Raw genomic sequence first — 17,214 nt, forward strand, 5'->3', positions numbered from 1 at the left:
ATCTCGTTGCGCTTTATTCGCCGTCTTCACTGCCGCGCAATGACGAGGCCCACTCAACCGAGCGAATCGCCTGTCGACAGCGTGCCAGTCGTCCCTCTAACGTTTCCAGATCCTGCTTAAGCTGATGCTGTACCGCCAGGGTTTCAGCGAGTGCCAGCCGCTGCTCACGCTGATCGATCATCGCCAGTAAACGCCGTTCAAATTCACGGTACTCCTGATATCTGGTCGCGCGTGGGTTCTTTATTGGCTGTTCGCGTCGGGTACGCAGCTGTTGGGTACTCGCCTCGCGTTGCAGGGCGGCAATCTGATCGACCAGGCGTTCAGCCAGCCAGGCACTGCGGGCCAGGTCATGGCTGACATCGCATAATCGGGCGAAGTTCTGTTCCACCTCCTGCAGATAATCCGCCAGTCGCGTGCCTTTGGTCTGGAATAGCTGCGTATCAAAACGTGGCAGACGGCAAACGCCATCGGGATGGCGGGCTATCTCCTGACGCAGGGCGATAAGGAGCTGGTGCAGGCGCTGTTGTACACCGATCGCACTCATCGTGTGGCCCTGAGTTGTGCTAACTTACGCTGATGAGGAAAGAGCTGGGCGAGATTCATGCAACGCATTCTGTTATTAACCCTCGGCTGGCTGGCGATTGTGCTGGGGACGCTGGGCATTGTATTACCATTATTACCCACCACGCCATTCATGCTGCTGGCGGCCTGGTGTTTTGCCCGTTCATCGCCGCGTTTCCATCACTGGCTGCTGTGGACATCGCCTTTTGGCCGCTATCTGCGTCACTGGCAACAGCATCGCGCCATGCCACCGGGTGCCAAAGTGCGCGCGATCTTCCTGATAGTCGCGACCTTTAGTCTCTCACTTTTTCTGGTGCATCAGCTCTGGGTTCGCATCGTGCTCCTGATCATGCTGGCGGCGCTGCTGCTGTTTATGTGGCGTATTCCGGTGGTGGCAGAAACAGCGGACGCACCGCCGCCGCCGCGATAAAGTTGCATTTAGCCGGTCATTTGCTTAGATTTGGGCGTCTTCGTGCGTGGCTTCCCTTTGTGAATTGACTTCCGCTGAGCCTTTTATCAGGTATTAGCGCTTTTGAAGCTGCGCGAAACAGAATTTTTTACCAGGCGTATCATTATGACCGACACTGCGCAGCAGCTTGAATTCATTAAAAACAGCATTAAAAGTATCCCCGATTATCCTAAGCCAGGCATCCTGTTCCGCGATGTCACCAGCCTGCTGGAAGATCCGAAAGCCTATGCTGCGTCGATTGCGCTGCTGGTTGAGCGTTACCGTAATAAAGGCATCACCAAAGTGGTAGGCACGGAAGCGCGCGGTTTTCTGTTTGGTGCACCCGTGGCATTAGGTCTGGGTGTCGGTTTTGTTCCGGTTCGTAAACCTGGCAAACTGCCGCGTGAGGTTTACAGCGAATCCTATGAGCTGGAATACGGCACCGATAAGCTGGAATTGCACAAAGATGCCATCCAGCCAGGCGATCTGGTGCTGGTGGTTGACGATCTGCTGGCGACCGGCGGGACTATTGAAGCGACGGTTAAACTGATTCGCCGTGCTGGCGGTGAAGTGAAAGACGCAGCCTTCATTATTAACCTGTTCGATCTGACTGGTGAATCGCGTCTCAATGCCCTGGGCGTTGAAAGCTATAGCCTGGTCAAATTCCCCGGCCACTAAGCCACGCTTTTGGCCTCGCCACCCGGCGAGGCCGTCACGCCTCCGGCGTCAAGATAACGAGTGCCAGCCAAAAGCGTAGCTGATAGACTACTGCAATCTTATACAGGGGTTGCAGAGCGTCTGCGCTCATCTTTCCATCCAACTTCGTCGAATCCACATGAGCTATCAGGTACTTGCGCGAAAATGGCGTCCCCAGGCTTTTGCTGATGTTGTCGGTCAGGAACATGTTCTGACGGCGCTGGCGAATGGATTGTCTCTGGGACGCATCCATCATGCTTATCTCTTCTCCGGCACCCGCGGCGTAGGGAAAACCACTATTGCGCGTCTGCTGGCCAAAGGCCTTAACTGCGAAACCGGTATCACCGCCACGCCCTGTGGTCAGTGCGATAATTGCCGTGAAATCGAGCAGGGCCGCTTTGTCGATCTGATTGAGATTGACGCCGCATCACGCACCAAAGTTGAAGACACCCGCGATCTGCTCGACAACGTGCAGTACGCGCCGGCGCGTGGCCGTTTCAAAGTCTATCTGATCGATGAAGTGCACATGCTGTCGCGTCACAGCTTTAATGCGCTGTTAAAGACGCTGGAAGAGCCACCTTCACACGTTAAATTTCTGCTGGCGACCACCGATCCGCAGAAACTGCCGGTGACCATTCTCTCGCGCTGCCTGCAGTTCCACCTCAAAGCGCTGGATGTTGATCAAATCCGTCAGCAGCTTGAGCATGTGCTGAAGCAGGAACAGATTGAGAGCGAAACCCGGGCACTGCAGCTGCTGGCGCGCGCCGCCGATGGCAGTATGCGCGATGCGCTGAGCCTCACCGACCAGGCGATTGCCATGGGGCAGGGCGCGGTGACCAGCAGCACGGTCAGCGTTATGCTCGGCACGCTGGATGATGAACAGCCGCTGGGGCTGCTTGAAGCGCTGGTTGACGGTAACGGTCAGCAGGTAATGAACCTGCTGAGCCAGGCCGCGTCACGCGGGGTGGAGTGGGAGGCGCTGCTGGTCGAGATGCTGCGCCTGCTGCACCAGATTGCGATGGTGCAACTGCTGCCGGCCTCGCTTAATGACGACGACGAAAGCAATGCGATCCGGCTGCGTGAACTGGCCCGCGTCGTACCACCCGCCGATTTGCAGCTCTATTATCAGACACTGCTGATGGGCCGCAAGGATCTGCCGATTGCACCCGATCGCCGCATGGGCGTTGAGATGACGCTGCTGCGCGCCCTGGCGTTTCATCCTAAAGCGGCGGTGGCAGAACCCATTGCGCGTCCCGTGTTAACGGAACAGATGGCATCTGTTGCTCCTGCGCCGACGTCACTGACACCATCCGGTCCTTCGCCTGTAGCACGACACACGACAGCACAGCCAGCCACACCGTCACCTGCTCAGACAAGGTCGCCCGTAGCTCAGCAGCCGATGCCTGCGTCGCAACAGCAGGTTGCCGCTCAGCCACAGATGGCCGCGCCCGATCCGGCTCTGCAGCCTGCGCCGCCACCGGATGCGGCACCTGACACTGCACTCTCCAGCTCCACCAGCCAGCTCCTGCAGGCGCGCACGCAGTTGCTGCGTCAGGGAGCGAACAAGCCAAAAAAGAGTGAGCCGGCGGCGCCAGGTGCGCGGCCGGCCAACTCCGCGCTGGAGCGGCTGGCCTCGGTCACCGAGCGCAGTCAGCAGCGTATCCGCGATCGTGAGCCTGCCGTCCCGGTAAAAGAGGAAGCATACCGCTGGAAAGCGGTTAATCAGCCGGTTGAAGTAGCGGAGCCGGTGGCGACGCCTAAGGCCTTGCGTTCCGCGCTGGAGCATGAGAAAACCCCTGAGCTGGCGGCGCGTCTGGCGGAAGAAGCCCAGCAGCGCGATTCCTGGGCCGCAGAGATTGCAACCCTGCCGTTGCCGAAGCTGGTGCAGCAGCTGGCATTAAATGCCTGGAAAGAGACAACCGAAAATGGCGTCTGCCTGCACCTGCGCAGCAGCCAGCGTCACCTTAATTCACCGTCGGCGCAGCAGGTCTTAAGCGATGCGCTTAGCCAGAGTGCAGGGCAGAAAGTTGAACTCTCTGTCGTTGAAGACGATAATTCATCGGTGTTGACGCCACTGGAGTGGCGTCAGGCCATTTACGAAGAGAAACTGGCGCAGGCGCGTCAGTCGATCACCTGTGATACCCACATCCAGACGCTGCAGCGATTTTTTGATGCCGATCTGGATGAGGAGAGTATCCGACCTGTTTAGACACGCTGCTGCTATCGTAACGATAGCGTTGTAGCCTTAGCTGAGAGAGAAAACTATGTTTGGTGGTAAAGGCGGATTGGGCAACCTGATGAAACAGGCCCAGCAGATGCAGGACAAAATGGCCAAGGTTCAGGAAGAGATCGCCGCGATTGAAGTGACCGGTGAATCGGGTGCTGGCCTGGTAAAAGTCACCATTAACGGCGCGCACAACTGCCGTCGCGTGGAAGTCGATCCCAGCCTGCTGGAAGATGACAAAGATATGCTGGAAGATTTGATTGCCGCCGCGTTCAACGATGCGGCACGTCGCATTGATGAAACCCAGAAAGAGAAGATGGCGTCTGTTTCCTCAGGCATGCAGCTGCCACCAGGCTTTAAGATGCCGTTCTGATGCAAACCAGTCCACTGCTTGAATCATTGATGGAGTCGCTGCGCTGTCTGCCTGGCGTTGGGCCGAAGTCGGCACAGCGCATGGCTTTTCAGCTGCTGCAGCGCGATCGCAGCGGTGGCATGCGGCTGGCACAGGCGCTGACCCGCGCGATGTCGGAGATCGGACACTGTGCCGACTGCCGGACATTTACCGAGCAGGAAATTTGCACCATCTGCGCCAATCCACGGCGTCAGCAGAATGGTCAAATCTGCGTGGTGGAAAGCCCGGCAGATATCCACGCCATTGAGCAAACCGGCCAGTTTGGCGGTCGCTATTTTGTGCTGATGGGGCATCTCTCGCCGCTCGACGGCATCGGTCCGGCGGATATCGGCCTGGACCGTCTGGAGCAGCGGCTGGAGAATGAAACGCTGCAGGAAGTAATTCTCGCCACCAACCCGACGGTAGAAGGCGAGGCAACCGCAAACTACATCGCGGAGCTCTGTGGTCAGTATGGCGTTGACGCCAGCCGTATCGCGCACGGTGTGCCGGTAGGCGGAGAGCTGGAGATGGTGGATGGCACCACGCTGTCCCACTCGCTGGCAGGCCGCCAGAAGTTTAAATTTTAATCACTTGCCGGTGTTGTGACAGACACCGGCTTGAAATTCCTTCTGTCATCCCCACATCAACCTCAACGTTTGTTCAACCTGTTTTGTTGAGGTAGCAATGACCATGAAAGGACAAGAGACCCGTGGCTTTCAGTCGGAAGTAAAACAACTTCTGCACCTGATGATCCATTCTCTCTATTCAAACAAAGAGATTTTCCTGCGTGAGCTGATCTCCAACGCCTCGGATGCGGCAGACAAACTGCGCTTCCGCGCCCTGTCAGATTCCAGCCTCTATGAAGGTGATGGCGAGCTGCGTGTCCGTCTCTCTGTTGATAAGGACAACCGTACCCTCACGCTCAGTGATAACGGCATCGGTATGCGTCGCGATGAGGTCATTGAGAACCTCGGGACTATTGCCAAATCAGGCACCAAATCTTTCCTGGAATCCCTGGGCTCCGATCAGGCGAAAGACAGCCAGCTGATCGGTCAGTTCGGTGTCGGTTTCTACTCTGCCTTTATCGTGGCGGATAAAGTCACGGTGCGTACCCGTGCCGCGGGCGCATCAGCCGATGAAGGCGTGTTCTGGGAATCCGCGGGCGAGGGCGAATATACCCTGGCTGAGATCGAGAAAGCCGATCGCGGTACTGAGATCACCCTGCATCTGCGCGAAGGCGAGGATGAGTTCCTGGACGCATGGCGCGTGCGCAGCATCATCAGCAAATATTCCGATCACATCGCGCTGCCGGTTGAGATTGAGAGCAAAGACGAAGAGGGCGAAGGAACGCACTGGGAGAAGATCAACAAAGCCCAGGCGCTGTGGACCCGCAACAAGTCTGAGATCAGCGACGATGAGTACAACGAGTTCTACAAGCATATCGCCCATGACTATAGCGACCCTGTCGCCTGGAGCCACAATCGGGTGGAAGGTAAGCAGGAATATACCAGCCTGCTCTACATCCCGGCGCGTGCGCCATTCGATATGTGGAACCGCGATCAGAAACATGGCCTGAAACTCTACGTGCAGCGCGTCTTTATCATGGATGACGCTGAGCAGTTTATGCCGAACTATCTGCGCTTTGTGCGTGGTCTGATTGACTCCAACGATCTGCCGCTGAACGTCTCCCGTGAGATCCTGCAGGACAGCCGCGTGACCCAGAGCCTGCGCGCTGCGCTGACGAAGCGGACCCTGCAGATGCTGGAAAAACTGGCGAAAGAGGACAACGAGAAATATCAGACCTTCTGGAATGAGTTCGGTCTGGTGCTGAAAGAAGGTCCGGCAGAAGATCACGCCAACCAGGAAACGATCGCTAAGCTGCTGCGCTTCGCCACCACCCAGAGCGAAGGTTCAGCACAGACCATTTCGCTGGAAGACTACGTCAGCCGCATGGTGGAAGGTCAGGAGAAGATATATTACATCACTGCTGACAGCTATGCCGCTGCGAAGAGCAGCCCGCATCTGGAGCTGTTCCGCAAGAAAGGCATTGAGGTGCTGCTGCTCTCCGATCGCATCGACGAATGGATGATGAGCTACCTCACTGAGTTCGACGGTAAAACCTTCCAGTCGGTCAGCAAAGCGGATGAGTCGCTGAGCAAGCTGGCTGATGAAGAGACCGAAGAGCAGAAAGAGGCGGAAAAAGCGCTGGAGCCGTTTGTTGAGCGTGTGAAAAATCTGCTGGGCGAACGCGTGAAAGAGGTGCGTCTGACGCATCGTCTGACCGACACGCCAGCGATTGTGACTACCGATGCCAATGAGATGACCACGCAGATGGCGAAGCTGTTTGCGGCGGCCGGGCAGGACGTGCCGGAAGTGAAGTACCTGTTTGAAATCAACCCGGATCACCCGCTGGTTAAACGTGTTGCCGATACGCAGGATGAAGCACGCTTCGGTGAGTGGATTGAGCTGCTGCTGGATCAGGCGTTGCTGGCCGAGCGCGGCACGCTGGACGATCCTAACCAGTTTATCCGTCGCATGAACCAGTTGCTGACGGCATAATGCTTACAGGCCGGTGGTTTTCACCGGCCTCAGACGGCTGATAAAGTCAAAGCAGGGGCTGGATTGCTGTCAGATCGAGCCAGCGCAGAAAACACGGTCAGATCGAAAAGACGCAAAAGCCGTCATCCATGACCCGCTCGGCCCGCGCGATTACGCACCTCATCCCTGAGGTGCGCCCGTTACCGGGCCAACGCTCTGCGTTGTTCAAAAACGCCTGGCGTGTTTGTCCATGGCGCGGGACGCTTTCCTCTTCTGACCGTGTTCCCTGCGAACCGGATTCATTCGATGCGGCCAGAGGCCAGGCGCACTCATAAAAATCAAGCCGGTGATCATCACCGGCTTTTTTTAGGGTTGTGCGGCATCCCGCAGCCAGTCACGAAACAGACTAATCTCCGTATCATGACGCCGGCTCTGCTTCGTCATCATCCAGGTTGCCCGCTCGACGGGGACAAAGCCAAGCGGCGCAAGCAACGTACCATCCTCCAGCTCTTTGCGTACCAGCAGATGCGGTGCCATCAACACGCCAAGGCCGCTTCGTGCAGCCTGAATAGCCAGCGTCAGCGACTCAAAATGCTTACCGCGATTAAAATGGCCACTGTACCCCGTTTTTGCCGCCCACTCTGACCATGCGTGTAGTCGGGTATCCGCGTGCAGCAAGGGCAGGGTAGCCAGATCCTCGCCGACCCGCAGCTGAGAAGCAAAATGCGGTGCGCAGAGCGGTCCGGTCTCATCTTCGCTGACCAGCGTTGCGTCTAAATCAGCTTCAGGTGGCTCACCATGACTGAGGATCAGCACATCCACATGTTCACTGCGCAGTTCCGAAACCTGCGTCAGCGGCTGGAAGTGAACCTCAATCTCCGGATAGCGTTGATAAAAGCTGGCGATACGGGGGATCAGCCATTGTGACAAAAAGCTGGGCGTACAGGAGATCCGAATCTGCTGAAGCAGACCGGTACGAATGTTCTCACAGCTGCTGCGTAACTCACTAAATGCCTGCTGACAGCTCAGCAACAGGCGGTCGCCATGTGAGGTCAGTTTCACCCGGCCATTACTGCGGACAAAAAGTGGTTTGCCCATCCAGCTCTCCAGCTGACGAATCTGGTGGCTAATGGCGCTGTGCGTAACATGCAGATGGTCGGCCGCCACACTAAAGCTGCTGTGTAAGGCTGCCTGGTGAAAATAGTGCAGCGCTCTTAGTGGCGGCAGTCCGTTCATCCTCATCTCCTGTGCAAAAAACTAACAGAGATTGTCAGTTTATATCATTTTAAAGTCCAGACGCATTGACCTACTCTGAATGGCAAATTCTGGCGGGTTGACTCAGCCTGATATCTGTGGTTTTTCACCGATATTCCGCCTCGCTTCTCCTGCGCTTACGCCGCATCATCACTAAAGCGAGACACACATGGCACACAGCCTTTTATCCTCTGAAACGTCAGCAGAGGCGCGCCATCGGTTACGCCTGGCGCTCTCCCGTTTTTACAGGCTGGAGCAGTTCGATCTCTTCTTTGCGCCTTCACTGCATCTGACGCAGGTGCTGCTTTCTCAGCTGTTTCTGCGGCAGGAGCAGGCACGCAATCAGAGCCGTTATGCGTCTCACTTTCCGGTCACCGAACTCAACATGCTGCCCGCGGTGCCGCTGATAGCGGGCAGCATTATGCTGGTGCCGCATGTCGAAGTGCCCAATGGCCGCGTCCGTTCATTGCGGGAATGCCGGAATCAGGGCGTGACAGAGGCGAGCGAGAGTTTCGCCAGCGTGCTGCATCAGAAGCTGATCGATGAAGCCAATCTGTTTGTTACCCGGCTGGATCGCCACGCCGGGATCTGCAGCGATCTGGTGCTGGTAGCATTGCGGACCCACGACTTCAGTACGTTGGTGCGCAGCGAACTGCGGCTGTTTGAACAGGGGCTGAGCCTGAACGGCACGCACGAGGCACTACGCTGCTTCGCCGATCCCGAGTGGCGACCCTACAACGCCGCCACCGTTGATGCGCTTTCCCTGTCAGCACCACTGCCGCTGAGTTCCTGCCATCAGCCCGGTTTGCCGTTTGCCAGTTTTAATGTTCCGGCCTCGCTGATCGCTGCGCTGTCAGATGCGGAAGATGTGGTGAAGTGGCCCCAGCAGGCACGGCTGCAGCTGAATGCTAACGTGCGCGGCAGTGGCAAAAAAAGCGTGAATATGACACATCATCTGAGCCGGCGACTGCAATTCCTGCTCAGCACAGGCGGTAAATCTGAAAAAGCGGCAGGCCAGCCAGCCGGGCCGGGTTCAGGGCCATAAAGAGAGTAAAGTCATCCTGAGCGATCCTCGCCCTTCCTTGTGATGAGCGGGTCATAATGGTATGTTCTTCCGCTTCTAAGATAGATCAATGCGATTCGCAAGGGGATTTACGCAATGCGTATTATTCTGCTCGGAGCTCCGGGCGCAGGTAAGGGGACTCAGGCCCAATTCATCATGGAGAAGTACGGCATTCCGCAAATCTCCACTGGCGACATGTTGCGTGCAGCAGTAAAAGCAGGCAGCGAGCTGGGTAACCAGGCGAAAGCCATCATGGATGCTGGCAAACTGGTAACCGATGAGCTGGTGATTGCGCTGGTTAAAGAGCGTATCACTCAGGAAGACTGCAAAAACGGTTTCCTGCTGGACGGTTTCCCGCGCACCATCCCTCAGGCAGATGCAATGAAAGAAGCCGGGATCACTGTTGATCACGTGCTGGAGTTCGCCGTACCGGACGAGCTGATTGTTGAACGTATCGTGGGCCGTCGCGTTCACGCGCCATCTGGCCGTGTTTATCACGTCACCTTTAATCCACCGAAAGTAGAAGGTAAAGATGATGTGACAGGCGAGGAGCTGACCACGCGTAAAGACGATCAGGAAGAGACCGTGCGTAAGCGCCTGGTGGAATACCATCAGATGACCGCCCCGCTGATTGCTTACTACAGCAAAGAAGCGGAAGCGGGCAACACCGCCTATCACAAAATCGACGGCACCCGTAAAGTGACCGAAGTGAGTGCCGAGCTGGCTAAGATCCTCGGCTAAGCTCAATGGGGCCGGTATCACTGGCCCCTTTTGCAGTAATTGCTTTTACCTCCCACTAATTCCGCTACAATTTCCCTGTTTTCACGCATCCCCGTTGTCATCAAGGAACTCAAATGAGGCAAGATAAGCCCGGCGTGTTATTGGTTAATTTAGGTACGCCAGACGCTCCAACCACACCTGCAGTTAAACGCTATCTGAAGCAGTTTTTAAGCGATCCGCGCGTGGTCGATGCACCGCGCTGGCTCTGGTGGCCGGTTCTCAATGCTGTCATTCTGCCGTTTCGCTCACCGCGCGTGTCGAAGCTCTACGCATCGGTCTGGATGGAAGGCGGTTCTCCGTTGCTGGTCTACAGCATGCGTCAGCGCGATGCCCTGGCGGCACGGGTTGATATGCCCGTCGAACTGGGTATGAGCTATGGCAATCCGAGCCTGAAAAGCGCAGTCGATAAGCTGATGGCGCAGGGCGTCACCCGCCTGATTGTGCTGCCACTCTATCCGCAATTCTCCTGCTCCACCGTAGCCGCGGTATGGGATGGCCTGACCGCCGTCTTCAAAGGGTATCGTTCGCTGCCCGATGTGCAGTTTATCCGTGACTACGCCGAACATCCGGCCTATATCGCCGCGCTGAAAGCGACGGTAGAGCGCTCGTTTGAGCGGCACGGTCAGCCCGAACTGCTGGTGTTGTCGTTCCACGGCATTCCGCAACGTTTTGCTAACGAAGGCGATGACTATCCGCAGCGCTGTGCGGATACCACCGCCGCACTGGTCAAAGCGCTGGGTCTGCGTGAGGATCAGTACATGATGACCTTCCAGTCGCGTTTTGGTCGTGAGCCCTGGCTGATGCCCTACACCGACAAAACCATGGAAGGCCTGCCTGCCAAAGGGATCAAACATGTTCAGGTCATGAGTCCGGGCTTCTCGTCTGACTGCCTGGAAACGCTGGAGGAGATCAGTGGTGAAAACTGCGAAATCTTTATGCATGCCGGCGGTGAAAAGTTTGAGTATATCCCTGCGCTGAACGCCGATGAGGCGCATATCGACATGATGGTGCAACTGGTCGACGCACGCCGTTAAAGCGAAGGCGGAGAGTGTGATATCATTCTCCGCCTGTTTTTCCAGACGGCATTCCCGATGAAATTTCCCGGCAAACGTAAATCCAAACACTACTTTCCCGTCAGCGCACGCGATCCCCTGTTACAGCCCGCTCAACACGATGTTGATGCAGGCAGCTGGGTAGTGGGTATCGACCAGACGCTGGTGGATATCGAAGCCAAAGTCGATGACGACTTTCTCGCCCGTTACGGTCTGAGTGCCGGGCACTCGCTGGTAATCGATAATGCTGTCGCGGAAGCGTTGTACAACGAGCTGATGCGCGATGCGCTAATCACTCATCAGTTTGCCGGAGGCACCATCGGTAACACGCTGCACAACTTCTCGGTGCTGGCCGATGACCGCTCCGTGCTGCTCGGCGTGATGTGCAACAATATCCAGATTGGCGGCTACGCCTATCGCTATCTCTGTAACACCTCAAGCCGGGTCGATCTTAACTATCTGCAGGGTGTTGATGGCGCTATTGGCCGCTGCTTTACGCTGATTGGCGAACATGGCGAGCGAACCTTCGCGATCAGCCCCGGCCAGATGAACCAGCTGCATCCGGAGAAGGTGCCAGAAGAGGTGATCGCCGGAGCTTCTGCGCTGGTGCTGACCTCCTATCTGGTGCGCTGTGCCGAAGGTGAACCGATGCCGCAGGCAACGTTACAGGCGATTGAATATGCCAAACGCCACAATGTGCCGGTGGTGCTGACGCTGGGTACCAAACATGTGATTGGCGATAATCCTCAGTTCTGGCGGGACTTCCTGCGCGAGCACGTCAGCATCGTGGCGATGAACGAGGAGGAAGCGCTGGCGCTGACCGGCGAAGCCGATCCGCTGCTTGCTTCCAATATGGCGCTGGACTGGGTGGATCTGGTGCTCTGCACCGCTGGCCCGATTGGGCTCTATATGGCGGGCTACACCGAAGACGAGTTCAAACGCAAAACCAACCATCCGCTGCTGCCTGGCGCGATTGCGGAATTCAACCAGTATGAGTTCAGCCGCGTGATGCGCCAGCAGGATTGCCAGCAGCCGCTGCGTATCTTCTCGCACATCGCGCCTTATATGGGCGGACCTGAAAAGATCATGAACACCAACGGCGCCGGAGATGGTGCGCTGGCGGCGTTGCTGCATGACATCACTGCCAACAACTATCACAGCCTGAATGTGCCGAACTCCAGTAAACATGCGCGTCCGTATCTGACCTATTCGTCACTGGCGCAGGTGTGTAAGTATGCCAATCGCGTCAGCTATCAGGTGCTGAATCAGCATTCGCCGCGTTTAACCCGCGGCCTGCCGGAGCGTGAAGACAGTCTGGAAGAGGCTTACTGGGATCGGTAAAGCGGGTTGCCACAGGACGGCAGACAGTTTGCAAACTTAAATGAGGGTGAATCTGGCAGCAATGGATTAACTCAACGCGCAGGGAACAGGGTCAGAAGAGGAGAGCGTCCCGCGCCATGGACAAAAACGCCAGGCGTTTTTGAACAACGCAGAGCGCTGGCCCGGTAACGGGCGCACCTCAGGGATGAGGTGCGTAATCGCGCGGGCCAGGCGTGTCATGGATGTCGGCTTTTGCGTCTTTCCGATCTGACCCTGTTCCCTGTGCCGTTTCGATATCACAGCTATACGGGCCAGACTGAATCAGCGCACGACATCGCAGGGCTTTAAATCTTCGCCCTGCTTCATCTCATCCTGCAGGATTTGCAGCATACTGCTGGCAATCTCACGCTCACCCATCACGACGCGGGTGGCACCACGCTCCATGATGTACTCCACCTCGTCGTCATAGTGGGCACGGGCGATAATCTCGATATTCTGATGCTTTTCACGCGCCGCCGTCACCACTTCACCCGCTTCATAGCCATTCGGGATGGTCAGTAACAGCCAGCGGGCGCAGTCGAGTCGTGCCAGTTCCATGGTATCCGCGCGGGCAGCATTACCGAGCACCGCCTTGATGCCCTGTTCGCGCAGCGCTTCGACCCGGGTACGGGAGTTTTCAACCACCACCAGCGGAACATTAGCCTCAAGAAGCTTCTGACCAATCAGGCTGCCAACCCGGCCATAGCCCACAATCACGGCGTGATTACAGAAATCCACCGGGATCTGCTTCTCTTCTTCAATGGCTTCTTCCAGCGTCTGCTCTTCCATCGTCTCTGTTTTTGCCAGAAAACGCTCCAGCAGGGTAAACAGAATCGGGTTAAGCATAATCGACAGGATGGCGGCGGCCAGCACCAGGTTGCGGCCCTCATCACTCAGCAGGCCCAGCGAGATACCCAGACCGGCCAGAATAAAGGCGAACTCACCAATCTGTGCCAGGCTGACCGAAATGGTCAGTGCCGTACGACGCGAATGGCCGAGCAGCGTTACCAGCAGCCACGCGGCGACCGACTTACCCACCACGATAATCACCAGCGCGCCCAGCACTGCCAGCGGCTGCGTCACCAGAATCGACGGGTCGAACAGCATGCCGACCGAAACAAAGAACAGCACGGCAAACGCATCACGCAACGGCAGAGTATCCCGTGCGGCACGATGGCTCAGTTCCGACTCATTCAGCACCATACCGGCGAAGAAAGCACCTAATGCAAACGAAACATCAAAGAATTCAACGGCCCCAAAAGCGATGCCCAATGCCAGCGCTAACACCGCCAGCGTAAACAATTCGCGTGAGCCGGTGGCGGCGCTGCGGGCGAGGATCCAGGGCACGGCACGGCGTCCCACCACCATCATCAGCACCATAAAGGCAGCCACCTTACCGATGGTCCACAGCAGATCCCAGGCCAGCAGTCCGGCGCTGGCGTTGCCCTGTTCCATCATGCCCGCAATGGCGGGCAGCAGTACCAGCGTCAGCACCATCACCAGATCTTCAACAATCAGCCAGCCAATGGCTATCTGTCCGCGCTGGCTATCAATCAGCTGTCGTTCCTCTAACGCACGCAGTAACACCACGGTACTGGCGGTAGAGAGGCAGAGACCAAACACCAGGCCGGTCAACCACGACCATCCCAGCGTCCATGACAATCCCATTCCCAGTAACGTCGCGACTGCGATTTGCGCGATGGCACCGGGAATGGCGATCGACTTTACCGACATGAGATCTTTCATTGAGAAGTGGAGGCCGACACCAAACATCAGCAGGATAACGCCGAGTTCTGCCAGTTCAGGGGCCAGATTGGTATCTGCGACAAAGCCGGGCGTAAAAGGACCCGCCAGCACGCCTGCCATCAGGTAACCGACGAGGGGCGAAATACGCAGGCGGTTTGCCAGCATCCCAAGGAGAAATGCCAGAACCAGTGCTCCGACAATGGTAGTGATCAACGGTGTGGTGTGATGCATGCCTGTCTCCTTGTATACAAATGTATCCGCTTGTAACAAATGAGTTTAAAACAAAATCACTTCTTTCGCTGAGCAATTTGCGGGAATACCTTAAAAAACCATGAAAAAAAGTCAAAACCACAATCGAAAGGGTGTTTTTGTCCATTATCCATAATATTGGCTGATTTGACGCTTTAAACAGGGCCGGATAAATAAAAATTCGCATCAGTAAATAACGTCGGTCTGGCACGAATAAGGGAGAAATGTGCATGCAGAGGGGGTAAAGCCTGCCAGCGGCACTTTTGCAGCAGTAAACAATCGGTTAACAACACGCTTTATGGCCTCTTTCTGCTCAGTCGGGAGAAACCGGACCCGGGCTGGAACGAGAGCCCGCTATTGTATAGGTGTCACTCCGGAGCCACTTTCTTACTCTGCAAACACGGAGCAGAAATAAAAAGCGTAAGCTCATGCATGCACGCAGATGTGCATTGGCCTTGAGTTCGCCGGGGGAATATGCGACACAGTGGGGCAAAGCGGCAGATAATCGGGCCAGAAAGTAAATTAAGGAGAATCACCGTGTTGTTATCAAAATGGACAGGAGCAGGTGTGGCGCTACTGGTGGCCCTGATGCCGCTGTTTTCACAGGCCGCTGAGGCCGATCACACCTATCGTTTCAGCCTGCTGCACACCAACGATGAGCATGGCCACTTCTGGTTTAATGCGCAGGGCGAATATGGTCTGGCGGCGCAGAAAACGTTGATGGATACCCTGCGCTACGATGTCCAGGCCAGAGGCGGCGGCGCACTGATTCTCTCTGCCGGTGATATCAATACCGGCGTGCCGGAGTCCGACGAGCTGGATGCTGAACCCGATTTTCGTGCGATGAACCTGATTGGCTATGACGCGATGGCGCTGGGCAATCATGAGTTCGACAAGCCGATTGCGGTTCTGCGCAAGCAGGAGAAGTGGGCGCGATTCCCGCTGCTGGCCGCCAACGTTTATCAGAAAGGCACCGATCAGCGCCTGTTTAAACCCTGGGCGGTATTTAACCGTCTCGGGCTGAAAATCGCAGTCGTCGGGTTAATTACCCCGGATACCGCAAAACTGGCCAATCCGGCTGGGCTGACAGATACCGAGTTCCGCGATCCTATTGCAGAAACGGTGAAGGCGGTTGCTGAACTGCGTGCCGCGGAGAAGCCGGACGTGATTGTTGCGCTGACCCACCTTGGCCACTATGACGACGGTAAGCACGGCAGCAACGGCATCGATGACGTCACTCTGGCCCGCAGCCTGCCTGCCGGCACAATCGATCTGATCGTGGGTGGGCATTCCCATGATGCGGTCTGCATGGAAAAAGAGAACGTCAGCGTCAAAAATTATCAGCCCGGCCAGCCCTGCAAACCCGATCAGCAGAACGGCATCTGGATTATGCAGGCCGATAAGTGGGGCAAATATGTCGGACGTGGCGACTTCACCTTCCGTAATGGAGAAGTGTCACTGGAGGCTTATCAGCTGGTGCCGGTCAACCTCAAACATCAGGTGAAGAATGCCGATGGCAGTGAAACCTGGCTCACCTGGCAGGAAGAGATCCCGAAAAATACCGCAATGATGAAGCTGCTGATGCCGTTTCAGAAGCGGGCAGAGGCGAAGCTGACCCTGAATGTCGGCAGCGTTGACGGCGACTTCAGCGGTGAAAAAGAGCAGGTTCGGTTTGAGCAGACAAATCTCGGCCAGCTGATTCTGCGCGCTCAGATGGCGCATACTAAAGCCGATTTTGCGGTGATGAGCGGCGGCGGTATTCGCACCTCGCTGAAATCGGGCAAGCTGAGCTGGCGTGACCTGCTACAGGTCCAGCCGTTCAGCAACCAGGTGGTCTCGGTCAGCCTGACTGGCGCAGAGGTCAAAAAATATCTGGATGTGGTCGCCAATATTCAGCCTGACTCAGGTGGCTATGCCCAGTTTGCCGGTATCAGCCTGACCGCCGATGGTAAGCATGTCAGTAACGTCCGTATTAACGGCAAACCGATTGAAGATACGCAGCATTATCGCATGGTGACAAACAGCTTTAATGCGGCGGGCGGCGACGGCTATCCGCGTCTGGATAATCATGCCGGGTACGTCAACAGCGGAGCAGTGGATGCGCAGGTGCTGCGCGACTTCATCAAGGCGCATTCACCGGTTAAAGCCAGTGACTATGAGCCGAAAGGGCAGATCGTGCATCTTACCGATGAGCAGATTCGGGCGCGGGATGAGGCAGCAGAGAAAGCGCGGAAGCGTAACTATCCCAAAATGATTCTGGCGTGGATCTGGCCGTGGGGGAACGAAACAGCCGCCACGCATTGAACTGACCGGGAGGCGCTTGCGCCTCCCGTTTTTCTTATGCCCGGCAGGGGTGACGTCTGATCCAGCGCTCGCGCAGTTTGTCCCATCCCCAGTTGTAAGCCATGGTGAAGGGCAGGAAGAAGAGGAAAAAGGCCACTTCAACCAGGAAAGCTTCCCACAGGGTGATATCCAGCATCAGGGCGGCGATCGGCAGACCAATCAGGATAAATCCGCCTTCAAAGCCCAGCGCATGTAACACACGCACGCCCGGACCGCGTTTCTGGCCTGGCGCATAAATCCGATCAAACCCGCTGTTGTAAATCATATTCCATAGCATCGCGGCCGTAGAGAGCATAATCGCCAGCGATCCCATCTGAAACAGCGGTTTATTCATTGCCCATGCCGCCAGCGGCGAAACGGTCAGAATCGCCAGTGTTTCAAAGCAGACAGCATGAAGAATACGTTCTTTAAGTGAGCGGGTACGCATTTTTTGTTCTCCTTCAATAATACGGCGCATTTTCACATGTCAGAATGCTAAGATAAAATGAACACCTATCGAAAAAAGCGATG

At 56.3% G+C, this 17,214-nt stretch carries 15 protein-coding genes and 1 other annotated feature; of the genes, 11 read left to right on the forward strand and 4 right to left on the reverse strand.

The window, feature by feature from the left end:
- Nucleotides 1–13 precede the first annotated feature (13 nt).
- Nucleotides 14–544 (reverse strand): primosomal replication protein PriC, encoded by a 531-nt coding sequence (gene priC / locus AC6I8J_RS04705; protein ID WP_253421227.1) that lies wholly within the window; start codon nucleotides 542–544, stop codon nucleotides 14–16.
- 57 nt (nucleotides 545–601) lie between these two features.
- Here priC and AC6I8J_RS04710 point away from each other — a divergent pair, with 57 nt between their 5' ends.
- From AC6I8J_RS04710 to htpG, 6 genes are all read left to right on the forward strand, one after another.
- Nucleotides 602–991 carry a DUF454 family protein gene (locus AC6I8J_RS04710; protein WP_161731963.1) on the forward strand — a complete coding sequence of 130 codons (390 nt, stop codon included), beginning with the start codon at nucleotides 602–604 and terminating at the stop codon, nucleotides 989–991.
- A 144-nt stretch (nucleotides 992–1,135) separates the two neighbouring features.
- Nucleotides 1,136–1,687 carry an adenine phosphoribosyltransferase gene (apt, locus tag AC6I8J_RS04715; protein WP_013357022.1) on the forward strand — a complete coding sequence of 184 codons (552 nt, stop codon included), beginning with the start codon at nucleotides 1,136–1,138 and terminating at the stop codon, nucleotides 1,685–1,687.
- 157 nt (nucleotides 1,688–1,844) lie between these two features.
- Nucleotides 1,845–3,914: a DNA polymerase III subunit gamma/tau gene (dnaX, locus tag AC6I8J_RS04720; protein WP_285086243.1), complete on the forward strand. Its 2,070-nt coding sequence runs from the start codon at nucleotides 1,845–1,847 to the stop codon at nucleotides 3,912–3,914.
- Nucleotides 3,256–3,317: a sequence feature (DnaX frameshifting element), on the forward strand. (Overlaps the previous gene by 62 nt.)
- A gap of 55 nt (nucleotides 3,915–3,969) precedes the next feature.
- Complete coding sequence (locus AC6I8J_RS04725; RefSeq protein ID WP_003850423.1) at nucleotides 3,970–4,302, forward strand: YbaB/EbfC family nucleoid-associated protein; 333 nt, start codon at nucleotides 3,970–3,972, stop codon at nucleotides 4,300–4,302.
- A complete protein-coding gene (gene recR / locus AC6I8J_RS04730) occupies nucleotides 4,302–4,907 on the forward strand; it encodes a recombination mediator RecR (protein WP_222924412.1) in 606 nt (201 codons plus the stop codon). The genes AC6I8J_RS04725 and recR overlap by 1 nt, the downstream gene beginning before the upstream one ends.
- A 97-nt stretch (nucleotides 4,908–5,004) precedes the next feature.
- On the forward strand, nucleotides 5,005–6,879 hold the full coding sequence (htpG, locus tag AC6I8J_RS04735) for a molecular chaperone HtpG (RefSeq protein ID WP_161731969.1): 1,875 nt from the start codon (nucleotides 5,005–5,007) through the stop codon (nucleotides 6,877–6,879).
- Between the two features lie 345 nt (nucleotides 6,880–7,224).
- On the opposite strand, the gene AC6I8J_RS04740 is transcribed toward htpG, so the two are convergent.
- Nucleotides 7,225–8,094, reverse strand: coding sequence for a LysR substrate-binding domain-containing protein (locus AC6I8J_RS04740; protein WP_497825131.1), 870 nt, complete (start codon nucleotides 8,092–8,094; stop codon nucleotides 7,225–7,227).
- Between the two features lie 187 nt (nucleotides 8,095–8,281).
- Between AC6I8J_RS04740 and AC6I8J_RS04745 the strand changes: the two genes are divergently transcribed.
- From AC6I8J_RS04745 to AC6I8J_RS04760, 4 genes are all read left to right on the forward strand, one after another.
- A complete protein-coding gene (locus tag AC6I8J_RS04745; protein WP_161731973.1) occupies nucleotides 8,282–9,157 on the forward strand; it encodes a DUF6024 family protein in 876 nt (291 codons plus the stop codon).
- Between the two features lie 114 nt (nucleotides 9,158–9,271).
- Nucleotides 9,272–9,916: an adenylate kinase gene (gene adk, locus AC6I8J_RS04750; protein WP_013357027.1), complete on the forward strand. Its 645-nt coding sequence runs from the start codon at nucleotides 9,272–9,274 to the stop codon at nucleotides 9,914–9,916.
- 113 nt (nucleotides 9,917–10,029) lie between these two features.
- Nucleotides 10,030–10,989, forward strand: a complete 960-nt coding sequence (gene hemH, locus AC6I8J_RS04755) for a ferrochelatase (RefSeq protein ID WP_222924409.1) — start codon at nucleotides 10,030–10,032, stop codon at nucleotides 10,987–10,989.
- A 57-nt stretch (nucleotides 10,990–11,046) separates the two neighbouring features.
- Nucleotides 11,047–12,348 carry an inosine/guanosine kinase gene (locus tag AC6I8J_RS04760; protein ID WP_497825132.1) on the forward strand — a complete coding sequence of 434 codons (1,302 nt, stop codon included), beginning with the start codon at nucleotides 11,047–11,049 and terminating at the stop codon, nucleotides 12,346–12,348.
- A 300-nt stretch (nucleotides 12,349–12,648) separates the two neighbouring features.
- On the opposite strand, the gene ybaL is transcribed toward AC6I8J_RS04760, so the two are convergent.
- Complete coding sequence (gene ybaL, locus AC6I8J_RS04765; protein WP_161731981.1) at nucleotides 12,649–14,343, reverse strand: YbaL family putative K(+) efflux transporter; 1,695 nt, start codon at nucleotides 14,341–14,343, stop codon at nucleotides 12,649–12,651.
- Nucleotides 14,344–14,898: 555 nt separating this feature from the next.
- On the opposite strand from ybaL, the gene ushA reads away from it, so the two are divergent.
- Nucleotides 14,899–16,665: a bifunctional UDP-sugar hydrolase/5'-nucleotidase UshA gene (gene ushA, locus AC6I8J_RS04770; RefSeq protein ID WP_497825133.1), complete on the forward strand. Its 1,767-nt coding sequence runs from the start codon at nucleotides 14,899–14,901 to the stop codon at nucleotides 16,663–16,665.
- Between the two features lie 34 nt (nucleotides 16,666–16,699).
- Here ushA and AC6I8J_RS04775 read toward each other — a convergent pair whose 3' ends face one another.
- Nucleotides 16,700–17,131 (reverse strand): multidrug/biocide efflux PACE transporter, encoded by a 432-nt coding sequence (locus AC6I8J_RS04775; protein ID WP_161731985.1) that lies wholly within the window; start codon nucleotides 17,129–17,131, stop codon nucleotides 16,700–16,702.
- Between the last annotated feature and the right edge of the window lie 83 nt (nucleotides 17,132–17,214).

This window comes from Pantoea sp. X-Soil-ISGK-355, from assembly GCF_059730805.1.